The 24,600-nt window shown below is 40.4% G+C and carries 19 protein-coding genes; 10 read left to right on the forward strand and 9 right to left on the reverse strand.

Annotated elements, in window-relative coordinates:
* Positions 1 to 69: 69 nt before the first annotated feature.
* Together LV83_RS05935 and LV83_RS05940 are read right to left on the reverse strand one after the other, a co-directional pair.
* Positions 70 to 507 (reverse strand): thiol-disulfide oxidoreductase DCC family protein, encoded by a 438-nt coding sequence (locus LV83_RS05935; protein WP_111610632.1) that lies wholly within the window; start codon positions 505 to 507, stop codon positions 70 to 72.
* Positions 507 to 3,287 carry a T9SS type B sorting domain-containing protein gene (locus tag LV83_RS05940; RefSeq protein ID WP_111610919.1) on the reverse strand — a complete coding sequence of 927 codons (2,781 nt, stop codon included), beginning with the start codon at positions 3,285 to 3,287 and terminating at the stop codon, positions 507 to 509. The genes LV83_RS05935 and LV83_RS05940 overlap by 1 nt, the downstream gene beginning before the upstream one ends.
* Positions 3,288 to 3,586: 299 nt before the next feature.
* Here LV83_RS05940 and LV83_RS05945 point away from each other — a divergent pair, with 299 nt between their 5' ends.
* The 9 genes from LV83_RS05945 (at position 3,587) to LV83_RS05990 (ending at position 13,988) form a co-directional block, all read left to right on the forward strand.
* The gene (locus tag LV83_RS05945) at positions 3,587 to 4,267 is read left to right on the forward strand and encodes a succinate dehydrogenase cytochrome b subunit (RefSeq protein ID WP_111610633.1); all 681 of its coding nucleotides are present in this window, start codon (positions 3,587 to 3,589) and stop codon (positions 4,265 to 4,267) included.
* Positions 4,268 to 4,280: 13 nt separating this feature from the next.
* The gene (locus LV83_RS05950) at positions 4,281 to 6,215 is read left to right on the forward strand and encodes a fumarate reductase/succinate dehydrogenase flavoprotein subunit (protein ID WP_111610634.1); all 1,935 of its coding nucleotides are present in this window, start codon (positions 4,281 to 4,283) and stop codon (positions 6,213 to 6,215) included.
* A 118-nt stretch (positions 6,216 to 6,333) separates the two neighbouring features.
* On the forward strand, positions 6,334 to 7,083 hold the full coding sequence (locus LV83_RS05955; RefSeq protein ID WP_111610635.1) for a succinate dehydrogenase/fumarate reductase iron-sulfur subunit: 750 nt from the start codon (positions 6,334 to 6,336) through the stop codon (positions 7,081 to 7,083).
* 228 nt (positions 7,084 to 7,311) lie between these two features.
* On the forward strand, positions 7,312 to 8,352 hold the full coding sequence (locus LV83_RS05960) for a DUF4365 domain-containing protein (protein ID WP_111610636.1): 1,041 nt from the start codon (positions 7,312 to 7,314) through the stop codon (positions 8,350 to 8,352).
* 390 nt (positions 8,353 to 8,742) lie between these two features.
* Positions 8,743 to 9,876: a Fic family protein gene (locus tag LV83_RS05970; protein WP_111610637.1), complete on the forward strand. Its 1,134-nt coding sequence runs from the start codon at positions 8,743 to 8,745 to the stop codon at positions 9,874 to 9,876.
* A gap of 498 nt (positions 9,877 to 10,374) precedes the next feature.
* Positions 10,375 to 11,811: a sodium:solute symporter family protein gene (locus LV83_RS05975; protein ID WP_111610638.1), complete on the forward strand. Its 1,437-nt coding sequence runs from the start codon at positions 10,375 to 10,377 to the stop codon at positions 11,809 to 11,811.
* Entirely contained in the window at positions 11,808 to 12,248 is a 441-nt protein-coding gene (locus LV83_RS05980) for a GNAT family N-acetyltransferase (protein WP_111610639.1), read from the forward strand. Before LV83_RS05975 ends, LV83_RS05980 begins: the two co-directional genes overlap by 4 nt.
* Position 12,249: 1 nt before the next feature.
* A complete protein-coding gene (locus LV83_RS05985) occupies positions 12,250 to 13,323 on the forward strand; it encodes an alanine racemase (RefSeq protein ID WP_111610640.1) in 1,074 nt (357 codons plus the stop codon).
* 71 nt (positions 13,324 to 13,394) lie between these two features.
* Positions 13,395 to 13,988 carry a porin family protein gene (locus tag LV83_RS05990; protein WP_111610641.1) on the forward strand — a complete coding sequence of 198 codons (594 nt, stop codon included), beginning with the start codon at positions 13,395 to 13,397 and terminating at the stop codon, positions 13,986 to 13,988.
* A gap of 195 nt (positions 13,989 to 14,183) precedes the next feature.
* Here the strand turns inward: LV83_RS05990 and LV83_RS05995 are convergent, their stop codons facing one another.
* The 7 genes from LV83_RS05995 to LV83_RS06025 form a co-directional block, all read right to left on the reverse strand.
* Complete coding sequence (locus tag LV83_RS05995) at positions 14,184 to 15,275, reverse strand: SO2930 family diheme c-type cytochrome (RefSeq protein ID WP_111610642.1); 1,092 nt, start codon at positions 15,273 to 15,275, stop codon at positions 14,184 to 14,186.
* Complete coding sequence (locus LV83_RS06000) at positions 15,275 to 16,567, reverse strand: parallel beta-helix domain-containing protein (protein WP_111610643.1); 1,293 nt, start codon at positions 16,565 to 16,567, stop codon at positions 15,275 to 15,277. Before LV83_RS06000 ends, LV83_RS05995 begins: the two co-directional genes overlap by 1 nt.
* A 180-nt stretch (positions 16,568 to 16,747) precedes the next feature.
* Positions 16,748 to 17,653, reverse strand: a complete 906-nt coding sequence (locus tag LV83_RS06005; RefSeq protein ID WP_111610920.1) for an NAD(P)/FAD-dependent oxidoreductase — start codon at positions 17,651 to 17,653, stop codon at positions 16,748 to 16,750.
* Between the two features lie 102 nt (positions 17,654 to 17,755).
* On the reverse strand, positions 17,756 to 18,478 hold the full coding sequence (locus LV83_RS06010) for a 3-ketoacyl-ACP reductase (protein WP_111610644.1): 723 nt from the start codon (positions 18,476 to 18,478) through the stop codon (positions 17,756 to 17,758).
* Positions 18,479 to 18,546: 68 nt separating this feature from the next.
* Positions 18,547 to 19,290: a subclass B1 metallo-beta-lactamase gene (gene bla / locus LV83_RS06015; RefSeq protein WP_111610645.1), complete on the reverse strand. Its 744-nt coding sequence runs from the start codon at positions 19,288 to 19,290 to the stop codon at positions 18,547 to 18,549.
* Between the two features lie 30 nt (positions 19,291 to 19,320).
* Positions 19,321 to 20,169, reverse strand: a complete 849-nt coding sequence (locus LV83_RS06020; RefSeq protein ID WP_111610646.1) for a hypothetical protein — start codon at positions 20,167 to 20,169, stop codon at positions 19,321 to 19,323.
* 80 nt (positions 20,170 to 20,249) lie between these two features.
* A complete protein-coding gene (locus LV83_RS06025) occupies positions 20,250 to 23,258 on the reverse strand; it encodes a PVC-type heme-binding CxxCH protein (RefSeq protein WP_111610647.1) in 3,009 nt (1,002 codons plus the stop codon).
* A 182-nt stretch (positions 23,259 to 23,440) separates the two neighbouring features.
* On the opposite strand from LV83_RS06025, the gene LV83_RS06030 reads away from it, so the two are divergent.
* A complete protein-coding gene (locus tag LV83_RS06030; protein ID WP_111610648.1) occupies positions 23,441 to 24,544 on the forward strand; it encodes an SGNH/GDSL hydrolase family protein in 1,104 nt (367 codons plus the stop codon).
* Positions 24,545 to 24,600 lie beyond the last annotated feature (56 nt).

Genomic DNA, 24,600 nt, shown 5'->3' on the forward strand with positions numbered 1-24,600 from the left:
ATTGGTGTTTTTTGTTCGGGGCAAATATAAGTCTTTTCCCAAATGTCGGTTTGCTAGTAAAGCCCGATGTTACAACACAGCAAAACCGGTTTGCTCTAGATTTTCTTTGGAAAGAAATTTAGCTTTTTCTTCTGGACTAGCCAGTCTACAGGTGTTTTTCTTTCCAAACCACCGATATCGGTTTGCTCCAATCCAATCGTAGATTGGGTCTCTAACAAATTTGGGTAGTAGAATAAAAGTATACAATGCCGGCCAGAGTCCAGAGAGATTTCTTGCGATTTTAAGCGCTGCAGTACTTTTGTAATAGATTTCTCCTTTTTCTACAAGTACAATAGAGTCTAAATAATCCTCGCGAACCTCAAATTTGGAAAGTATTTGCCTACTGAAATCCTCTTGCAATGCTCCAACTAAGAAGTGATCTTTTTTATCGCGTTGGATTACAAAATCAATGGAAGTATTACATAGGTTGCATACCCCATCAAAGAAAATGATGGATTTATCTGACATTATCTAAGAAGTTGGATCGTTCCTTTTAGGGTCTGCTCTTTTTTCGCAGGATCGAGAACGTCAAAAACAACATTGCCTGAATAATAATAGGTTCCAGCTGGCAACTCATTTCCATTTTTATCTGTGCCATCCCATCTGATATAAATATCATTTTCATTGCTTTCCAGGCTGTTATAAGCGAAAACTTCCACACCCCAACGATTGACAATCAGAATATCAACTCCTAAAACAAATCTTGGACACTGCGCAAATGGATTGTCAAAAGCCATAAAGGTTTCATTAAATCCATCTCCATTTGGAGTAAATGCATTTGGCAGATTATAGCTTGGGCAGTTATCTACGCAGACAATATTGCTAGGCTCAGATTCATTTCCTGAGCGATCTACTGCTGTGATGTAATAGCAACCTCTATAGTTCGGTAGATTAGAAATTGTAGTTTCTAGGTCTAGAGAAGATAATTCTGCCACTAATTCAAATTGTCCAGATTCTCCGTCAGGAGTAAAGTAAAGTTTATACCCGCTCAGCTCATCATCACACTCTCCTGTGAAATCAGGAGCCCAGCTTAAATCATGCTCATAAGTAGAATTGTTGCAAGGAACTTCTGCAAGATACTCGGTGCATTCTGGGCCTTCGAAAGTTAATACGGGAGGGCATGGAAGGCGATTATCATCAGGCTTAGCACATGCTATTTGAGATTTGTTTTCAAGAGGATAAACTAGTCCATCGACATTATAAGATCCTTTTGTAATGACGTAATAGCAGTATTCTAATTCTTTCTGAAGCGGAATTCCATTGAAGCTACCATCATCTAAATAGCTGAAACCTTCAGATGTCACATCTACATCAGCTATTTTTACAAATGTAGCATCATCCGCAGCAGCTGCATCTGTTCGATTTCTATATACCTCATGGCTGAACTGGCTTACAGCATTGTTCCAAGGAACAGTGAATTCCCAATTAACTTCGATCGCCTCGTTGATTATGGTCAAATCAGTCCAAACAGATGAAGCTTTCGAGGATGTATCGATTTTAGTATTTCTATCAAGAAGAACTACTTCGTAATTGTAAACCAGGTTTTGGGTATTTAATCCTGTATCGGTGAAAAGCGTGTCGGAGGTGATTCCCAAAGAAACTTGTCCGGCATTCCCCGTGAATCCTGTGCTTCGCAAAAGTTCGTAGCTATATGGACCTGGGAATTGGACTCTGTCAATGTCATACGGCGGGGTCCATTTTACAAACATCTCGCCAGCAGTAGGATCGGTTTCCTCTACACTGACATTTGTAATGATAGGTACATCTACGTCGATAGTCACACAAATTTCATCAGAGACTATACTTTCTCCAAGTCTAGGCTCTGGAAAGGCTGCTACCAATCTATAGCAATAGGTGTTTCCAGGAGCCAAACCTTGTCCACCATTAGTATCAAGGAAATCCAGCGTTTGCATGTTGGTAGTTCCGATTAGTTCATAACCGGCTCTTATTCCAGTTTCACAGCTATCTGGCAGATAAGGATCTGAGTTTATTCTTCTCCAGATCTGCATTTCATTTGCTGAGTTGGCGCAAACATAAGGATCCCAGTTCAACTCCACTTCTCTACCAGGCATCTGTTCTATTTCATCAAAAGCAGGCGGTGGACCGACCACCTTTATTCGCCACGTTTTAATGTCTACTAGGGCTGGACCAGAACTTGGATCATCTGTGATTCTCACCCTGACCTCATATTCCCTTGCTCTCACGTGATTGCAGACAGTCTGCCAATCGAAGTTTACAATCCCCGGACTTACTTGATATTCGCTCTCTGGAGAATAGGTAGCTGGAGAGGTAGTAATTTCTATGGGCTCGCCAAATACTTCGATTTTGATAGGGTCTCCATCAGGATCTTGGCCTTGAATAATTTCTTCTATTTTCGTCCCAGCTTCCACACAAATATCAGGAGGCAAGATCAACTCAGGTCTCCTATTGTTTGAGTTTTCGATAATGATCTGCATATCTCGGACTACACTTCCGATAAGCTCATATTTTCCGTTGAGCTTTCGATATTCGTTAATCCTAAATGCCACATTAAATTGTCCGGCGGTACCAGGAGCGTCCCAAATCAAATCACCGGTTATTGGATCTAATCTTAAAAATGCTGGGGTAGTGCCATCTTCTTGACTAAAACTGAACTCTGCAGATGCAGGGCTTCTATAGTTGTTTACAGGTCGTTGAAAATTCTGCTTAGGTATATCCATTACATAAGCCAAACTATCTCCATCTGGATCGTAAGCTCCTGGGTTATGAATATATCGAACGTTCACTGCTCCATTATCTACTGGAGGAATTGTCAAAACGGGAGAGTTATTTACCCCAATAAATGGATCAATGGTGATGGTGGTTTCTACATAAAAAGGAGTATCCACCGAGTTGTCCATATTTAATGTCCTGTCATTTCGGTTGAATTCCTGAAATCGAATTGTATATTTTCCAGGTCCTTGAAAAGTGTGATAAATTACAAACGTGTTTTTTTCAATTTGATTACCTAGATCTTCTACCAAAGAAAATTCAGTTTCTGTATTGAGCCCATCAACGATTCTGCCGTCTCCAAAATTGATTTCTCCAGGTCCAAAAATTACATTTGATCTTGTATCTGTATAACCCACAACAGTTATAGCGTATTCTAGCGTTTGTGGAGAGACCCTCTCCGCTGTAATTTCTCCAGCTCTAATGTGTGTGGCCCAAGTTTCAGAAATTCCCGCAATCAGGAAGATTAAAAAAAGTCCAAGGGTGAGTTTCAGCTTCATATTGGTCAAGTTCATTAGTAAGGAGAAATAGAATGTACGAATTTATCCTATTCTTAGGTTTTAACTTACTTTCTGTTTCTATACGAAATAAATAGAAGTAAGTAGAAAATCTCTGCAATTTCAAACATTAAATCTCTTCATTTAGTTATAACGCCAACAAATTCTTCAAAGGTTGAAGTTTATTTAGAACTGATTAAAATAAGAGAACTGTATTTGAATGAATTGTTTGCTAGTTGTTCCAAATGTAAATTTGGCACAATTAATCAAAGATTTCGTTTTAATCTAATCGCAAAAATTGTATGAGCTGGGTTACAAAAACCTTGAGTAGCACAATAGGCAGGAAATTGATCATGGCGCTGACCGGACTTTTCCTGATCCTGTTTTTGACAGGTCACGTTTCAGGTAATTTACTGTTGTTTAAAGGTGATGGAGGAGAGGCATTTAATATTTATGCCAAATTCATGACCACCAATCCTGCAGTGAAGCTTCTATCTTGGCTGACCTATTCCTCAATTTTCTTCCATGTTATCTTTTCTGCTTGGCTTTCATGGACTAACAAGAAATCACGCCCGATTGGATATGGCGTATCTACTCCACCTTCCACTACGGTTTCTTCCCGTAATATGGGAATTCTTGGTACCATCATTTTAATTTTCATCGTGGTGCATATGCAGAGCTTCTGGGCTCAAATGCACTGGGGAGACCTTCCGATTGTAACCTACGAAGGTGAGCAGTACAAGGATCTATTCAGCATTGTAAGCTTTGCTTTCCAAAATGAGTTGATGGTCATCGGTTATGTAGTTGCAATGGCTTTCTTAGCGTTTCACCTTTCTCACGGATTTGCAAGTGCTTTCCAGACCCTAGGTTTGAATCATGCGAAATACTCTCCAGCCATTGCCGTAATCGGAAAAATCTATTGCATCTTGGTTCCTATTCTATTCGCCAGCATGCCAGTTTACATCTATTTCACACAGAGCTAATCAATAGTCCCTTATGATACTAGATTCAAAAGCCCCAATTGGCCCTTTAGCCGAAAAGTGGACTAAACATAAGTTTAACAGTAAGCTGGTGAACCCGGCAAACAAGAGAAAATACGAAGTAATCGTAGTAGGTACTGGTCTTGCAGGAGCTTCTGCAGCAGCTTCACTGGCAGAATTAGGATATAAAGTGAAAGCTTTTTGCTTTCAGGATAGCCCCCGTCGTGCGCACTCTATCGCTGCACAAGGTGGGATCAACGCCGCCAAAAACTATCAGAATGACGGTGACTCTGTTTTCAGACTATTCTACGATACCATCAAAGGTGGTGATTACCGTTCCCGCGAATCAAATGTCTATCGATTGGCAGAAGTTTCTGTAAATATCATCGATCAGTGCGTTGCTCAAGGTGTACCTTTCGCCAGAGAATATGGAGGATTGCTTGCCAACCGTTCATTCGGTGGAGCGCAGGTTTCCAGAACTTTCTATGCCAGGGGCCAAACGGGACAGCAGTTGCTGCTAGGAGCTTATTCAGCGTTGAGCCGTCAAGTTGCCAATGGTAAAGTGAAGCTTTATCCACGTACCGAAATGATGGACGTCGTGACGATAGATGGTCATGCACGCGGTATTGTCACTAGAAACTTGATTACTGGTGCTATCGAAACTCATGCTGCACATGCGGTTTTACTTTGTACTGGTGGATACGGAAACGTATTTTTCCTCTCTACCAATGCAATGGGATCAAATGTAACTGCGGCATGGAGAGCGCATAAGAAAGGTGCTTACTTTGCCAATCCTTGTTACACTCAGATCCACCCAACTTGTATTCCAGTATCCGGAGATCATCAGTCTAAGTTGACCTTGATGTCTGAGTCACTTAGAAATGACGGCCGTGTTTGGGTGCCAAAGACCAAAGAGACGGCAGAAAAACTACGGAAAGGTGAAATCAAGCCAAAAGACATTAAGGATGAGGATAGAGATTATTACTTAGAAAGAAAATATCCATCTTTCGGCAACCTTGTTCCTCGAGATGTTGCTTCCAGAAATGCGAAAGACGTCTGTGACGAAGGTCGTGGTGTAAATGAAACTGGTCAGGCGGTATTCTTGGATTTCCGAGATGCAATCAATCGCGATAGCGAAGATGCGATCCGTGCGAGATACGGCAACTTGTTTGACATGTATCAGCAGATCACTGGTGAGAATCCTTACCAGACTCCAATGAAGATTTATCCAGCGGTACACTATACGATGGGTGGGCTTTGGGTTGATTATAATTTGTCTACTACTGTTCCAGGGCTTTATTCCTTGGGCGAGGCAAACTTCTCAGATCACGGAGCAAACAGACTGGGAGCTTCAGCTTTGATGCAAGGTTTGGCAGATGGTTACTTTGTAATCCCTTATACGATCGGTGATTATTTGGCACAAATAGGTCCTGCGCCAGTAGATGCAAATCACCCGGCTTTTGCGGAAGCAGAAAAAGGCGTAAAAGATGCAATCCAAAAGCTTTTAAGTATCAACGGAAGCAAAACTGTGGATTACTTTCATAAAAAATTGGGACATATCATGTGGGAATACTGTGGTATGGCGAGAAATGCAGAAGGCTTGACGAAAGCGAAAGGCATGATCCAAGATCTGAAAAAAGAGTTCTGGAAAGATGTGAAAGTGCTTGGTGCCAATGAGGAACTGAATCAGACCTTGGAGAAAGCAAGCCGAGTGGCTGATTTCTTGGAGTTGGGAGAATTGATGATAGACGACGCACTCAATAGAAATGAGTCTTGTGGCGGACACTTCAGAACAGAATCTCAAACTCCAGAGGGAGAGGCGCTAAGAGATGATGAGAACTATGCATATGTAGCTGCTTGGAAATTCATAGCTGAAAATGCTCCTGAGGAATTGAACAAGGAGCCGTTGGAATTCGAAAACGTGAAGCTGACTCAGAGATCTTACAAATAAATTCAAGACTTTAATTCATAACTATATAATGAAATCGAGCATGTCGAAAACGATACACAGAGTTAAGGTTGTACGCCGTGCGAGATTCCATGTGGCCATTGAAAAAAAATATAAACACATGAAACTGACATTAAAAATATGGAGACAAAAGAACGCCGGTGATAAAGGCAGTTTTGTCACCTATCCAATAGATGGTATTTCCACTGACATGTCATTCCTAGAAATGATGGATGTTTTGAATGAGGAACTTACTGCCAATGGAGAAGATCCAGTACATTTTGATCACGATTGCCGTGAAGGTATCTGTGGAATGTGCTCACTGTATATCAATGGCCATCCACATGGTCCAAAACAAACTACTACCTGTCAACTTCACATGCGTTCTTTCTCTGACGGAGATACCATTACGATCGAGCCTTGGAGAGCGAAAGCTTTTCCAGTGGTGAAGGATTTAGTGGTAGATCGCAGCTCATTCGATAGAATAATCCAAGCAGGGGGTTATGTATCGGTGAATACTGGTGGTGTCCCTGATGCGAATGAGATTCCTATTCCGAAGAGAATTGCGGATGAAGCTTTTGATTCGGCTACTTGTATAGGTTGTGGAGCTTGCGTGGCAGCATGTAAAAATGCTTCTGCTATGCTATTCACTTCTGCGAAGATCTCCCAGTTGGCGATGCTTCCACAAGGTCAAGTGGAAAGAATGAGCAGAGCTGAAAAGATGGTTGCTCAGATGGATGCCGAAGGTTTCGGGGCGTGTACTAATACAGGTGCTTGCGAGGCAGAATGTCCTAAAGGCATCAGCTTGACGAATATCGCTAGAATGAACAGAGAATATTTCGCTGCTTCAGTTAAGAGCGAGACAGTATAATTGGATTTCAGAATTCACAGAATATAAAAAAGCCGGCGAGAGTCGGCTTTTTTTGGGTTTGGGGGGGATAGACTTTGTGCATTCAATTATTTGAGAGGATTATTTCTTAATTTATGGGATAGATATGGGATAGAAGAGACTTCATAAAGGATAAATTTGGGAGGTCTAGGTAAATGAAAAATAACCGAATTTGCTTGTTTAAACGCATTATTATCAACTCTGTAATATATGAATCTTCCTAAATACAAACGATCGAATCAAACAGGCCGGAAAGGTTTAAACAAACTTAAGGGGATTGTGGAAGAACAATTAGAATGGATTTTAAGGCCCTCCCATCAAGAAGATGATTTTGGTATTGATGGTTACATTGACATAATTGATGGTGAAAGCGTAACAGGTAAATCAATTGCATTCCAAGTTAAGACGGGGCAATCTTACCTAGTCGAACTTGATGAAAATCACTGGCTTTTCCGTGATACTTTTGAACACCTGAACTATTACCTAAACCACGATATTCCTGTTCTTGTAATCCTAGTCGATGATGTTGAGAATGTTGCTTATTGGGAAATATGCAAAGCTGAATTCACAAATAGAACTGGGAACTCTTGGACAATGCCAATCCCGAAGAGTCAACACCTAAATGCTGAAAGCAAAGAAATTCTAAAAAACTACGTTTCATCAAATGTTGATTATGCATCCCAACTTGAAAACTATTGGGATGGAAATAAACTTTTGACTGATTCGGGACATATTTTACTTATAGCAGGTAAGGATGATATTAAGAACTTAAATTATCAACCCTTTATTGAATTCCTTAATAGAGCATGTTCTAATAAACAACTATTAATACATCTCTGTGAGAAGGTTGAGATAGGAATCCATGGCTACGATTATGAAAAACGTGAACTTTATGAAATTGAGGAAGTCAAACATTGGATAACACAAATATTTTCAATGGTTCCAGGATTAACCTATTTTCTAGTAAATCATGAACGAGCTCAGTTTTTGAAACTATTCATGTTTTGCAGAATTGACTTTGAAGTCGTTCCTAATAGTGAAACTCAAGACGGTAAACTTATCAAGCAAAAGGTAGAATTTGATTCAAAACAACTAGTAAAGATTTTCGAAATAATCTTTAATGATCTAAATGATTTTACTGAAGCATTTAAGATTGCATTGAAGGTTAATGAACGCGTCTCAAAAAACATAATGAGCTGCTTAACTGGTGTGGACTGGGAAACCATTAAGAAAAAGGATAACAGCATGTAAAGTGCATTGCAACGAATTCTACATTTAACGGTAGTTTAAACAGATTTTACCCAATCGATAAAGATTTTCTTCAAATTACTGTATCAATGGTTCCAACCAATCTATTACAACAAGTTGCTTTCATCAAGGAAATAGATAAGCTGAAATACTTTCAACGCAAGACACGCTTATTCAATAGCGATAGGCAGGGAAGTGATGCTGAATTTTGCTTGGGTTGGGAATGCCTACTTTGAGTACAGGGAGTTTAGATCTTCATCGTTAGCCTTTAATATGTGGTTTTCTTAATTAACCTTTTGGCAAAAAACCTTTATTAAAAGACTTGCTATTTAAGATTTTTTCATTTTTCTTAATTAAGAGTTATCTTTGCTTAAGTGAATTTCGATTGGTAAAATGAAGAATTATATTTCAGGACAGTACATTAAGCAAGGCTCTTACAAGAGTTTTCAACCCAATAAAATTTGCAGAGAATGGCAAATTGAAAACATGGAGTTACTCAATCTTCTTAGTCAAGCTGATAGGCAACTAGGTAGATTGGATATGTATTCAGAGTACATCCCAAATATTGACCTTTTTATCAGCATGCACGTGCTGAAAGAAGCAACCCAATCCAGTAGGATTGAAGGAACCAAAACTAACATTGAAGAAGCTTTACTTGATAAAGAGGACGTTTCTGAAGAAAATAGGGACGATTGGGAAGAAGTTCAAAATTATATTTCTGCACTTAATACAGCAATTGAAAAACTTGATGATTTACCATTTTCATCAAGATTAATTAGGCAAACTCATGAAATTCTGCTTTCAGGAGTTCGGGGCAAGCACAAGTTGCCCGGTGAGTTTAGAACAAGCCAAAATTGGATTGGTGGAGCAAGTCTTGCTGACGCAATATTTATACCTCCCATTCATACCTCACTTAGTGAGTACATGGGAGATCTTGAAAACTTTGCACATAGTGAGGAGTTTTACTTTCCAGAACTACTTAAAATTGCATTGATACATTACCAATTTGAAACTATCCATCCATTTTTAGATGGTAATGGCAGGGTTGGAAGACTAATGATAACCTTATACTTAGTCGAAAAAGGTATTCTGAAAAAGCCAGTTCTTTATCTCTCTGATTTTTTCGAAAGAAACAGGACTCTTTATTATGATAATCTTATGAGAGTGAGAGATAAAAATGATATTACGCAATGGTTTAAATTCTTCCTTGTGGGCGTGATAGAAACTGCCAAGAATAGTATTTCTACATTTGACCAAATCTTGAAGCTTCAGCAGGATATAGAAACTCGAGTTCAAAGCTTAGGAAGTCGTTCAGCAAATGCAAATGCAATAGTTAAAGAGCTTTACCAGCACCCAATAATTCATGCTCAAAAGGCTAAAGAGTACACTGGGTTATCGCTGCCATCAGTATATAAGCTGTTGGAGGATCTAGAAAGCTTAAAAATTATTCATGAAGTGACCGGTGGGAAAAGAAGTAAAATCTACCTTTTTAGAGAGTATATTGATATATTTAGTAAAGAGGACTAATAGATCTTATCTTACCCAACAGATTCCCCCAAAATCCATAATTGAAGGAACTCAGCTTACCAATTACAGCAAGTAGCCTTCATTAAAGAATTAGACAGGGTGAAATACATTCAACACAAAGCTCGGTGGTTAATAGCAAAAGGCTGGAAAATGATGCAGAGCATAGTTGCAATTTAACGTTTGTAAAAACGAGCAAAAGAAAATTCTAATTAGTGAGAGTAGAATGAACAGAGAATATTTCGCTACTTCAGTTAAGAGTGAGACTGTATAATTTAAGACAAGAATTCGCAAAATATAATAAAAGCCGGAGTGAGTCGGCTTTTTTTACGTTTGACGAATCTGAGTATTATTTATATGTTTTTATACTATTCCAATTCTAAATTGCACTGATCGGTCAAATTTATCCTTTAAACCCAATAAAATTTTGAATACGAGCCTTATTGCTTAACTTTGAAAAATTATATTTCAAAAGGATTTTGTTACAAATAGAAAATAGGTATGAGTTATATAGATCTGGGGATCTTTGTGGCCTACATGCTGGCGATGCTAGGTGTGGGATTTTTTTACATGAAACAGAACTCAGGTCAAGAGGATTATTATGTGGGAGGCCGGAGTATTGGTCCATGGCATATTGGTCTATCTGTAGTAGCCACTGATGTAGGAGGTGGTTTCTCGATTGGACTCGGTGGACTCGGATTTGTAATGGGGCTATCCGGATCCTGGATGCTTTTTACAGGGCTTTTGGGAGCTTGGCTCGCTGCGGTGGTTTTGATTCCGAGAGTAAAGTCAGACCCCGCTTTTGCTAAGTTTTTCACCTTTCCACAGATCATCGGGCATCTGTATAATTCCACCACAGCCAAAGTCGCAGCAGTGATCTGCTTTCTCGGGTATTTGGGTTTTACCTCTTCACAACTTTTGGCTGGCGCAAAGCTCGCTTCAGGAACTTTTGAAGAGCTCGATCTAACTTATGCACTGCTGATCATGGGAGCTATTGCAGTAGTTTATACGGTGATGGGTGGATTGAAAGCAGTGATCTATACCGATACTATTCAGTGGATAATCTTGATGGCGGGTTTGATGTTCATAGGGATTCCTATTTCTTATAATTATGTAGGAGGCTGGGAAGGTATTCAAAGCACTTTGCCGCAGGAATTTTTCTCCTTTTCCAATCTTACTTGGCAGGATCTCGCTAATTGGGGAATTACTATAATTCCAATCTGGTTTGTAGGGATGACACTATATCAGCGGATTTTTGCAGCTCGGGATGTGAAGTCTGCGAAGAAGGCTTGGTTTATCGCTGGCCTATTTGAATGGCCGATTATGGCACTTTTAGGAGTTTCTTTGGGTTTATTATCCAGAGTAGCGGTTGAACAGGGTGCGCTGGAAGGGTTCACCACTGCGATGGATCCAGAGATGGGGCTTCCTGTGCTGTTAAGCCAGATCTTACCAGCAGGTATATTGGGATTAATGATGTCAGCATATTTCTCAGCAGTTCTTTCTACTGCAGATTCCTGTTTGATGGCAGCTTCAGGTAACCTGACCACAGATATTATTGGGAAATATTTCAAACAGAAATCTCTAAAGGAAGAGATGAGAATCTCTCAGTTGTTAACTTTAGCGATAGGCATCGTGGCTATTATAATAGCTTGGCAGATGACGGAGGTTCTCAGTTTGATGTTATATTCCTATGCATTTATGGTTTCTGGGCTGCTGGTACCCGTGGTGGCAGGCTTATTCTTTGGACAGGCGAGTGCCAAAGCAGCCACCGCATCCATGATCACAGGAGGTTCGCTGACTGCGGGATTGATTATCGCTGAAGTATCGCTTCCATTTGGCTTGGATGCCAATTTATTCGGGCTTACGCTCTCTTTGCTGACGTTTTTGTCAGTAATTATTTATGAAAAAAATAACAGTTCAAAGTTAAAATCTATATGATCAAGCTAGAAACTCTATCAACTATTGACAATGCGACTTATTTACAGAAAAATGAGATTGCAGACTTCCTTTTTCTTCACCTTGGTCAATATGGTGATCCCAAGGAGGATATTATGAAGTGCCTGGATTATGCCTTGGATCAAAGTATGCACGCCGGTGGTTTTGTAGTGATGGCTCGTGAAAAAGGAAAAATTCTCGGCGCCCTGATCATGAATAAGACAGGTATGTCTGGCTATATTCCTGAGAATATCTTGGTTTATATTGCTGTAGATGCTGAGCAACGAGGAAAAGGTATTGGTGGGAAAATCATGGACATGGCTATCAAAATGGCTAATGGTTCCATCGCATTGCACGTAGAGCCTGATAATCCAGCGAAGAATCTTTACGAAAGAATTGGTTTCACCAACAAATACCTTGAAATGAGGTTGACTAAGTGAGATGGCTTATTTAACACTTAATAGAACAAAGCTCAAAGAGAATTTTGATTTTCTCAAACAAACGTTCGAAGATAGAGAAGTATCCTGGGGAGCTGTATCCAAATTACTTTGTGGCAACAAACTTTTTGTCCAAGAACTGATAGATCTTGGTGTGAAGGAGATCCACGATAGTAGGATCGGAAATCTGGAAATTGTCAAAGGACTTAATCCGGAACTTCAAACGGTTTACATCAAGCCTGTATCCAAAAGATATGTGCGGAAGATGGTTCAGTTTGCGGATGTAAGTTTGAATAGCGAATTGGAGACGATCCGATGGATCAGCCAAGAGGCAGTCAAACAAAACAAGAAGCATAAGATCATCATCATGGTCGAGACTGGAGACCTACGTGAAGGAGTAATGGGAGAGCAATTGGTGGAATTTTATTCCCAAATTTTCCAACTTCCAAACATTGAGGTGATAGGACTGGGGACGAATTTGAATTGCTTAAATGGCGTGATGCCATCTGCAGATAAACTCATTCAGCTTTCACTTTACAAGCAAATCATAGAACTCAAATTCAACAAGGAAATCCCATGGGTTTCTGCTGGAACTTCCGTGACGATACCGTTGATGTTGACGCATCAACTACCCAAAGGAATCAATCATTTTCGAGTAGGGGAAACGCTTTATTTTGGACTTGATTTATTTGAGGAAAAATTGATCGAAGGAATGAATGGTGACGTGTTTGAACTGCATGCGGAAATCATAGAAATGCAGGAGAAACCGCTTTTACCCGTTGGTAATCTGGCTGCTAACCCTCAGGGAGAGACTGCCGAAATCGACGAATCTCTTTATGGACAAAGTTCTTTTAGAGCTATCATCGACATAGGATTGCTTGACGTGGATCCAAAATACCTGATTCCGATCGATGGTGAATATGAGATCCTTGGCGGCAGCTCTGACATGTTGATCATTAACTTGTGGAAAAACCCCAAAAATTACAAAGTCGGAGACACCCTAAACTTTGACATGAAATACATGGGAGCTTTGAGTTTGATGAACTCCAGTTACATCGATAAGAAGGTTATTAGTTAAGAAGCTGCTACCAAAAACAATTATTGGCATGGTCGTGGGAATACAGTTTGAAAACCAACTTGTATTTGACTATGAAAAAAGTATTGTTAATTCTTGCACTTGGATTCGGAGTAATCCAGCTTTCGCAGGCCCAATCTTCTGAAAAACTAGGGGGCTTCGGTGTCAGAGGTGGTGCCAGCCTGTTTAACTTTGGAGGTGATGATGTTTCTGAAAATTCCTACACAAACCGGGTAGGTTTCCATGTAGGTGGATACACCATGCTATTTATGACAGATCGTTTAGCTTTGGAGCCGGGTGTTTATTATTCTGTTAAAGGTACGCAAAATGATGATTTTGTAGACAGCCGCGCGATTTTGAATTATGTGGACGTTCCAGTGCTATTTAGACTGTATCCAGGAGATGGTTTTAACCTGTTCGCTGGACCCCAGATTTCCTTTCTAGCAGGATCTAAGTTTGAAGGTGATTTCTTTGGAAATACCATTTCTTACGATTCAGACGCAATTAAAGAAACTGACTTGGGACTGGTTCTAGGTGTAGGTTATAACCTTCCAAAAGGCTTCAATGTGCAGGCTTCTTATGATTACGGATTTACTCCGATCTTCAAAGACAGCGATGCTGATGTGTATAACAGAGGATTCAAATTGTCCGCTGGATATACTTTCTAAGAACAGTATCAATAACTCAAAATGCCTCCGGATTCACGATTCGGAGGCATTTTTTTACCACTAAGTCCGCGGAGGGTAGTACAGAGGCCACAGTTTTAGTTGGTTCAAATCTTCAGATTTGGACCTAAATTAATGCAGTCTTCAGACTGCCATTTTAGTATCGTCGTTTCTTGGTTTGAAAGCCTCTGTCTTTCCTCACTTCATCCCGTTAATCCAATCCTTGATCAGCTTCACACCTTCCTTGTGCACAGTCGTGCGGCCAAGTTCTGGCATTGCGATTCCCACTTCGGTGGAATTCATACGATGTGGGATAATCGATTCATCAGCTTTTCCGGGCACGATATCAAAGTCAAAAGTTCCAGCACCATTTCCAGCGGCCACTGGGATTTTGTTCACGCCTAGTTTCCTCGGATCTTTTTGATCATAAGTAAGGAAAAGCCCAGATGTACTAGCAGGACCTTCAGCACTATGACAATGCGAACAGTTGATGTCTAGATAAGCCATCGCTCGGTCCTGCAAAGGAAGATTTTCGTCCTCATAGTTGACCATCGCTGGATGTGATTTCTCTCCCTCAAAACCTTCAAGCTTACCCAAATCTGTCCAATGAGCCAATTGATTGGCTTTTCCTGATTTGAATTCTAGCTCATTATTTAAATGCTGAACTTTCACGCCAATCGGCGCAAGCGATTCATTCTTGTTATGACAGGTTTTGCACTGGTTTTTGTTTGGAACGATGTAATTGATCACCTGATCTTTTCCCGTATTATCGGTGAATGAAACCTCCATTTGCCCTCCCACTACTTTTAAAACAGCATCCGTCTGAATCTCATTCCAGATGTAAGGATAAGCGACCCAGCCATTCTCCTCATTGATTAGTAACCGGGTCTCAATAATCCTTCGGTCACTTTCAGGTTTTCTGAAATCGGTTGGATAATAAAAATTCTTGATTAGAATAGTGCCTTCGGGGAACTCAAATTCATTGTTTACCAACTTCGTTTTTGTTCCTTCGGGAAAAAATATAAAACGACTTTTCAGTGCGTAATCAGTAAAAAGCGATGAGGCAGGTTTGTATGGGATTACTTTTTCCTCAGGTGATAACTTATTCAACTCACCTGAAAAGAATCCGTAGGTCGAAAGTCGTCCATATGGATATTTTCCATCTGCCAAATCTTCTGTTAATGAAGGTTCTTCCACTAAATTGATTTTGGGCTCTGTTTTGCAGGCAACCATGAAAATCATGATAGTTAGCAAAAAATTGAAACCCCAGAAAATAGTGCTATTTCTCATCACATTTCAGCTAAAGAGCCTACATTGGCTACTACGGAAACTGAACAATTTTGGAAAGGAGCTGCGTCCGCAAAAGCTTTGATATTATCTTCACCTTCGCTAAGATCAAATCTGGTGAAAAGAAGGTCATTCATATTTTTCTCTGACAGACATATGTTCATCGGATTGGTGGAGATATCCTTGCTGATCGACTCATCCCAAATGCCATCGTAAATGATGTCCTGAGTTTTGGCTTTGCCATGGGCATTATAGATACTGATCAACTGCCCAAGTTCCCTGCTTAGATCTGGGAAACCTTTTGTACGGTCATATTCATTGTCGTGAATGTAAATATTCGAGGTGTAAGGTGACCAATTTGGAGCTTCGCTTGGGAATCCTGTGATTTGATAACTGGCAATTGCCACGCCTGTAGTTTTGTTGCGAAGGATTCTGTTATTGTATATTTCCACTTCTTTTGCAGCCAAAAGAATCACGCCAGATCCAGGAGGGATCATTGTCACTGTGTTACCATTTGGCCCTTCACCGATTGCTGTCGCAAAGTTTTCATGGTTGTTTTCGATGATGTCATTGTCGTAAATCTTCGTTTTAGCTCCGTCTGCTTTCGGTAGGCCAGGTAAGTTGAAAACGAGAATTCCCCCAGCATTATCACGAGCCACATTCCCAAATACCTCGGCATTGTCGCAGTTTTCGATTTCTATTCCAGCCACATTACCAAAAGCTAGCGAGTTTTTCACCACGATGTTTTCAGATTGCCCGACATAAATTCCAGCATCACGGGAGTGAGAGGCGATTACTTCATCGATCATCACGTTTTTGCATTGCACTGGATAGATCGCATAGGTTCCGTTTTTTGACTTGTCGCCATTGGTCCAAGTGACATTAATTCTGCGAAAAGTAATGCCATCCGTATGCTGCACTTTCACTCCATCTCCAGGAGCATCCTCTACTGTCAGGTCTTGGATGGTGAGATTTTTTCCAACTAGTTTGATCCCTTCTCCGCCCGTAGTGAGGTTTTTGAAAGAAAGAACGGTGTTCTCCATTCCAGCACCTTTAATGAGGATGTTGGACTTGTTGTCAAGGATTAGCTGTGTATTGAGTTCGTAGAAACCTGCGGGAATTTCTATAGTAGCCCCATCCTCAGCCATGATAAAGTCTTCAATGACTTTTTCTGTCTGTTGCTGTGACATTCTTGGAAGAACAGAACTATCAAATGTTTGCTCATTGGAAGAAGTACTACAGCTGACAACTATACTTGAAATAAAAAATAGAACTAGGAACCTTAGCTGTTTCATAGGGAGTTTATTGATTTTGATAATTCCCTTAAAGCTAAGTAGATAGGAAAGCTAATGCCTTGACTTTTGTCAAAAAATAGAATTATGACTTAACCATGATTATTCGTTTTACGAAAAACTGCTTTGGAAACCTGAGAACTGTTGTTAAATACTTAAGCTTGGGAAGAATTATTGGGAGATCTAAAATTCTTCGTCAATCAACTCTTTATTACAAGCTGCACCAGCCATCGTTCCCGATGAAACCGCAAATGCCACTGATCGAAACATGTTTGTATTGTCTCCACAAGCAAAAACTCCCGGAACGGTCGTTTTATGGAGCTGGTCTACTTCCAGGTAGCCACTGCTTTTCAGCTCACAACCAAGAGATGCTAGGATTGAAGAATTTTGTTCAAAATCAGGTTTGGCATATAAGGCTTTTAAGGAAATGGAGCTACCATCTGCCAAGTTGATGCATTGAATATGTCCTTCCTGATGCTGAATTTCTTCAACTCCAGTTTCAATGATTTTGACATTTTTGGACTCCAGTGAGGATGTTTGTTCGTTGGTCAGCGTAGATTTTCCGTTGGTGAACAAAGTCAAATCTTTGGTCCAATTGGTAATCATTTTACCGAACTCAAAACCAAATTCCCCATTTGCCAAAATACCCGTGCGTTGGTTTCTAACTTCATATCCATGGCAGTAAGGACAATGGATGACAGAAATGCCCCAACATGCGTCTAAACCTGGGATTGTCGGAAGAATGTCTTTTATTCCACTTGCGAAAATCAACTTTTTACCTTCATAAAGCTCTCCTTTTTCAGTTTGGATTTCAAAACCTGAATGAGTCTTTCTTCCCTCGACTGCCAATCCATCAAGAAAAGTTATGGTATCATATTTTGATACCTGTTCTCGGCCAATGGTTGAGATTTCTGCCGGAGTATTTCCATCCTGTGTTAAAAAATTATGGGAGTGAGGAGTCTGTCTGTTACAGGGTTTACCGGCATCAATAACCAATACTTTTCTCAATGATCGGCCGAGTGCCATTGCTGCTGATAAACCGGAGTAGCTACCACCAATAATAATTACTTCGAATTTGCGTGATTCCATCGTAAAATCGGTTTGTTGCTCAAAGGTAAAAAAAGCAATCATTTATGCAATAGTGTTGCATAAATGATTGCTTGAGAATTTGTGAGTTCAGGTAAGTGTATGTTAAGGATTGGTAGACCAAAGGCCTACTTCCTTCACTAAAGCACGCTTTGGTAATTTCAAATGAGCTACGAGCAATTCAGCAAAATCCTCGGGTTGCAATACTTTATCAGGATTGCCATCGGTCAGGTTATTGTCCATAGCTAAGTCAGTGGCGACGGTGCTTGGGCTCATGCTAAATACGCGGATATCTGATTTGCGAACTTCCATCATAAGTGATTCTGTAAGCCCATTCAGTCCAAACTTAGACGCGCTATAGGCACTTGTCATCGCATTCCCTTTTTGCCCTGCAGTGGAAGATACGTTAACTATATCACCGGATTTTCTCTCCAGCATTCCTGGAAGCACTTCGTGGATCACATAATAAACGCCGAATAGGTTAACCTTAACGATGTGTTCCCATTCGCTTACTTCCAGATCCATGAATTTCCCAAACTTCCCGGTTCCAGCATTATTCACCAAAATATCAGGAACTCCGAGTTCCGAGATCAAAGAAGCGATGGCGGTTTTGATTGTCGAAAAATCAGATTGATCAGCAACAGCAATCGCAACCTTCAATGAGGAGTCAATTGAGGCTACTTCTTCTTTAACCTTTAATAGGTCTGATTCTGTTCGGGATAGTATTGCCAGATGAACTCCTTCTTTTGCTAATTCCAAGGCTATTGCCTTACCTAGTCCTTTGCCTGCGCCAGTGATCAGCGCGGTTTTTCCTTTTAATAATTGCATAGTTTCATGTTTCTTGAATAGTTACAAAACAGCCAGCGAGGAATAGAGTTCAGTGGGAAGGGAGAAAATCATGGGTTAAATTTTGGGGTAAACATCCCCTCCGTATAATCCAACAATTCCGTCCCACCAACTTTCCCATGTCCCGGGATCACTACAGTAATTTTAGGAAACGTGGATTTTACCTTCAAAACCGTTTTTGACCAGTCAGCGATGTTGGCGTCTTCGAGGTTTCCTTCTCCAGCGCCAAGTGCTTTAATCATGCAGCCACCGAAAAGTACTTTGTCTGCTGGTACATAGGAGACAAAATTATCCTTGGTATGACCTTCACCTAGAAATTGATTGATGACTGTTAGATCTCCGGCTTCCAAAGTCAACTTCTTTTTAAAGCCATTTTCAGGAGTGGGATATCCTGCGGCTTTGGCCAACTTGATTGTTTTGTCAGAAGCGTAGGAGGGAATTCCTTTGGTATGAAACTCATTCAATCCACCCAAGCAATCCCAATGAAAATGGGTTGCGATAACCCCTTTGATTTTTACTTTTTGCTCTTTTTCCAGCCAGTTGATCAACTCCAGACTGGCTTCTTCATTAGCCGGCGTATCAAAAACCAGAGCTTCTCCATCGTTCATGACGATCATTCCATTGCAGTCCACTTTCCCAAAATCATTGGTATTCAGGTAGCTGATGTGGACAAAAGTATTTGGGCTGATCTGCTCGATGTGGAGGGTTTCAGAATTATATAAAGTTTCTTGTGCGAAAATTGGATTTGTCCAAAGTGAAAGGAGAAATATTAGATTGAAGAGGAACTGTTTCATCCAGGGTTTGAAGAGGAGTATGGTGGTTAGTTATAGGCTAGCTTTGAAGAGGAAGGGCTCAAAATGTTTGGACTCAAATCGTTGGAAGCGTAAAGCATTTTTTATTTCCTCAGTAGAAAAGGATAGCTGGAAATGTGCCAAAATTTCAGGAAAAGCTGTGAGAAAATCAGGATAATTTATCAATAAGGCATTGGAGTTTTTTGCTGCTAAAGCATTTTTCCGATGTCCTTCAATCATATGGCGGAGGTAACTCTCTTGATCCACGCATATAGAGCTTTCTACAAAATGTTTTCTCAAAATATCTACTGGATGATGCCACCAATCGATAAATCCTCCATCTTCCCTTGTGAGTATCTTAACAAGTTCTTCGGTCTCCCGGTCTATATAAATCCACGGGGAACTTGGATAAAGCTTTTGGAAAAGCTGAATCAAGAATACATTCCAAGAAGTTAGTTTGAAAATGATTGACTCCTTGCCATCTCCAGAAATGCGATAGGATTCAATGATTTGCTTCAGCTGATTGAGCGCTTGCGATTCAGGAATTTCGTGCATCAAATAAGACAGTAAAAGACCATTGATTGCTTCAGGTTCTGATATCATTCTTACTTGGGACGATGAGCCTAGCATTCTGCCTAGGAGTGTAGATCCACAATGTGCTGTATGAAAAATAAAGCCACGGAGAGGTAATAATTCTTCTTCTAATGGCGATTGGGATTCTCCCATAGTGGAGGTTTTTCTATGGGTAAATGCTATTCGTTTTGCTGAAATCCCTTGGTTGAAGAAGGGGTAATGAAACACTTCGGGGCTTACCTCTTCACAATACGTGACAGGAGTCTCACTAATAGAAGTGTATATGGGAAAAGTGAATGTGGAAGGCATAAACTCAGTGAATAACAGGGAATGAAAAAATACCTGCACTAACTCTCAAACTTCGAGTTACAATGCAGGTAATTTTTAAGTTATTTCCTCAACGTTTCTAAATAACTCACCAAATTCACCAGCTCCGTCTCTGAAAGCGGGAACTTTGGCATCAAAGATTCTTCTAATTGAGTGATGCTTTCCACATCTACCAATTTGTAAACTTTCTGTTCCGCAGTCCCAACTAATTTTACTACTAAGTCATTCTCTGTTTTTGAATTGACAATGCAAGTGAACTGCGTTCCATCTTTCATTTTGACAAGCTGCGTCTCATATCCAAATCCCATTCCCTCAGATGGATTTAGAATTGCATTAAATAGCCCTTCTTTGGATAATTTATCTCCTATTTCTGTTAGCGCAGGGCCAAAATCAATTCCTTTATCTCCGATTTTATGGCAGGCTAGACAGTAAGTATCAGCAAGGAGCAGTCCTTTTTCCACGTCTCCTTGCTGCGCAAGAAGCTTTGGTAAATCCACCGCGTCCTTATCAGAAGCATCTCCAAATTTCTCATTTGCTTCGGCGCGTATAGTTCCATTCCAAGAGGATAGGAGGATTTTTTCAGCTATAGGGAGCATATCTGCCGGTATTTGATCGGCTTTTGCAAGTTCCCATAAATAGGGTTCTGAATTATAGCCTCTAGCTGCTTCCATAGCGGCTGTTCGTAGTTCCAAAGATTTTGATTCGTCGGTATAGATTTTGGCAAGAGCTTTTGCCATGGCTTCATTGTCTATGCTCCCAAACTTTTGAATAGCAAGAATGCTCTGGGCTTGATCAGTATTTGAAAATGATTGTTCAATATCATCCATGCCATAAAGGGATGCATAAATATTTGCTGCCATCTGTGAATACCTATTGTTTTCAGATTGATAAACAAGCTTTCTCAGTCTGTCTTTTTGATCTGTCAACTCATATTTGCTGACAATATCCATGAAGTCCCGATCATCCGAAATGCTTCCGGCTGTTTGTCTTGCTAGGGAAAGTATCTGTCTGTCTGGATTAGATGGATCAAAGCTGATCTGCCTCAAAATAATCAATTGATCTTCTTCAGGAGCATTTGCTAAAAGCCCTTTTAATGTTTCATTCTTGCTATTGGAAGGTTGAAAGTCCAGTGCTCTATAGTAGGCTTGATTATTTCTTCCTGGTTGTGTGAGAATGATTTTACCAAGCAATTCGGCGGTGTTGCTTGCTCGTGATCTCCATACAATATCTTTCGCTTCTTGGCTTTCCATCCAGCCTGATCCTACACCTTCTAGATATTTTGGCAAGTAGTCATCCCAAAAACCTTCAGCAGCAATTCCCAACGCTTCTAAATACCAGCGATCTCCACTTTCATAATTATTGGCAAGCTTAAGCCAAACTTCTGGGTTTGATTTATATCGGATCGCCAATGCGACTTCTCTACGGACCTGAGCAGACTCGTCTCCTGCCATTTCTAGCAAGAAGGATACGTCACTCATTTTGTTATTTCTATAGGCACGAACGGCCGCAACTCTTATGTTTTCATCCGAGTCTGACGCTGCTGTTTTAATGTAATCATTGCCATTTGGCAGCTTGGTAAGTACCCAAAATGCCCGCGCTCTCATTCTACTATCACCTTCAGTATAGAGTTTCTCTAAAGCATCTTTTGCCTCAGCCCCTTTTTCTACTAACGCCATAAAAGCTTTAAAATGAGTCGCGCGATTGGGGTTTTGTAGTAATTCAACTAATGAAGAGATGCTGGAATAATCTGGTTTACTTACATTATAATCAACCCCTTTTGGCGCCAATCTATAAATTCTTCCTTTGTCCAAATCTCCCATAGCATGTCCACCTACTCCTGGATCATACCAGTCGGAAATAAACAAAGAGCCGTCGGGAGCAACGGTCACATCAGAAGGTCTAAACCAATTATCTCTTGGATTTCCATCGAGGAGATTTATGATTTTCGCATTGAAACCTGCCCCAGAAGGAGTCGTAGGGTAGGCTCTCACAATGTTTGGACCAGCATCTGAGTGAATTATCTGATTTTGATATTCTTCCGGTAGCAATTTTCCTTCATATACTAAAATCCCTGTAGGCGAACCTGCATAGGTCTGAAGAAGGTTAGGAACGACACCTGGGTCATTCAAGTGCCAGTGCTGCTGATAGACGGAATCTTCCATATTTATCCTTCTCGCTCTCCAGTCTGCCCCGGTTACTTCGTCTTTGAAGCCATAGTTTCCATAGTCCATTACATAGTTGATTCGGGTACTTCTATTCCCGTCATCATCATTATCGGATTGCCACATTCTGCCATAGCTATCTGTGGCTAATTCGTAGTTGTTTCGAAAGTTCCAGCCTAACACTTCTACATCAGATCCGTCAGGATCCATTCGGAAGACCATCCCTTCTCGATAAGGTTGGGTTTCACTGTTTACTGGCCTTCCAAGAGGATCAATAATTGGTGATCCATCAGCATGGCGGATTCCTCTTCCTTCATTTCCGTAGTTAAAATATATTTTGCCGTCAGGGCCAAAGTTGAATGAGTGCATCCCGTGATCATGTTGCTCACCTCCGACGCCTTCAAATAAGATCTCCTTTTTCTCTGGCACATCATCTCCATCCGCATCGGTAAATACATACACATAAGGGCTGACGGAGACATAGACTTTATCTCCAAGTACTGCAATACCTAAAGCGGCATTGATGTCATTTCCTTGATAAAAAACTTTGGACTCGTCTGCCACTCCATCACCGTCAGTATCCTCCATAATCAGGATTCTATCTCCTTCAGCTCGGGTTGGGTTTCTAGGGTTCAAAGAAGTTCGGTAGTTATATGCTTCTGCTATCCATACGCGACCTCTATCGTCAATATCCATATTTGTTGGATTTGACATCATTGGTTCTGAGGCAAAAAGTGTGAGTTCTAAACGGTCATCCGACACGAGAATCCCATCTAAAGCATGCTCAGGGCTTCTTTTTTGTTCTTCTGTTAGTTTGGAATATTCTTCATCTGTAAGTTGGACAGGTTTTTTTTCGCAAGAAAAAAGTATAAAGCCTAACAGACTTAGGAGAGATAATTTTTTAAACATAGGGTTAAAGGTTAGCAGGGTTTTTAAACAAGACTTTAAATTAAAGAAAAGTCTTGGAAAGTGATGAGAAAGAAAGTTTTGAATCATCAGGAGTTGACTATTTTCTAGTCAAAAAACAGCTTCAGCAGTTTTTCATTTGACTAGACTATAGCTCTTGACTTGGAGAGCCTTATTTTTAGAGTATGAAAACTACACGTACAAGTTTTGCAGTCCTGATTTGTATCCTTTTGGTGAATGCATCATGGGCACAAGAAATAAAATGGTTTGGAGAAAGTCCGGCAATGATGGCTGCTGTCGAAGGTCGAGGTTGGGATGATATAGGATTTAATCGTTTGCCAGCATCCTCAGAAGGAATTGTAAGAGATCCTGTATGGACCTTGTCAAGACAGACCGCAGGCCTTTCCTTACATTTTACCACCGACAGCCCCGAAATTCAAGTTTCTTACACACCGACATCATCCCGTCTGGAAATGCCACACATGCCAGCGACGGGTGTAAGTGGAGTTGATTTGTATGTAAAAGATGCTTCTGGAAAGCTCCTGTGGGTGAGAGGGAATTATCAATTTGCTGAAAAAATCACCTATAAATTTCAACTTGATAATGATGCTGGTTCTTCTAAAGAGTTTCAGCTTTTTCTGCCACTTTATAATGGATTGAGTGAGCTGCAGATTGGTATTCCAGATGATAAAGCCTTTGCTTTTATTCCCAAGAGAACCGAAAAGCCTATCTTGGTTTACGGAACTTCCATAGCTCAGGGAGCCTGCGCCTCACGAGCAGGGATGGCTTGGGCCAACATTTTGTCTAGGGAAATGAATCTCCCAATGATCAATTTGGCTTTCTCAGGAAACGGTAGGATGGAGGAAGAGGTGATTGAATATGTCTCTCAGATTGATCCTGCAGTTTTTGTATTAGACTGTCTTCCAAATTTAGGTAGCTTTTCTGAAAGCGAAGTCAAAAACAAACTGATCTATGCGGTCAACACTCTGCGGTCAAAATATCCAACCACACCTATTTTATTGACTGAGCATGCAGGTTATTCGGATGGGTTGGTTTATGAGCCAAGAGCGGAGATTTATGAGAATTTAAATAACTGGCTTCAGCAAAGTTTCCTGGAGTTAAGAAAGGGAGGAATCACAAATGTGTTTATGCTAACAAAAGACGAATTAGATTTGGGTACAGATGATTTCGTAGATGGTACGCATCCCACGGATTTGGGGATGGCAAAGTATGCATCAGCTTATGCTAAAAAATTGAAGGAGATAGTAGAGAATGGAAATCAATACTAAATTCAGGACCTGTTTTAGATTTTAACTAGTTATAGTATTCTCTATAGAGCAAAAAA

Origin of the sequence: Algoriphagus yeomjeoni, from assembly GCF_003259505.1 — a bacterium.
GTDB classification, from domain to species: Bacteria; Bacteroidota; Bacteroidia; order Cytophagales; family Cyclobacteriaceae; genus Algoriphagus; species Algoriphagus yeomjeoni.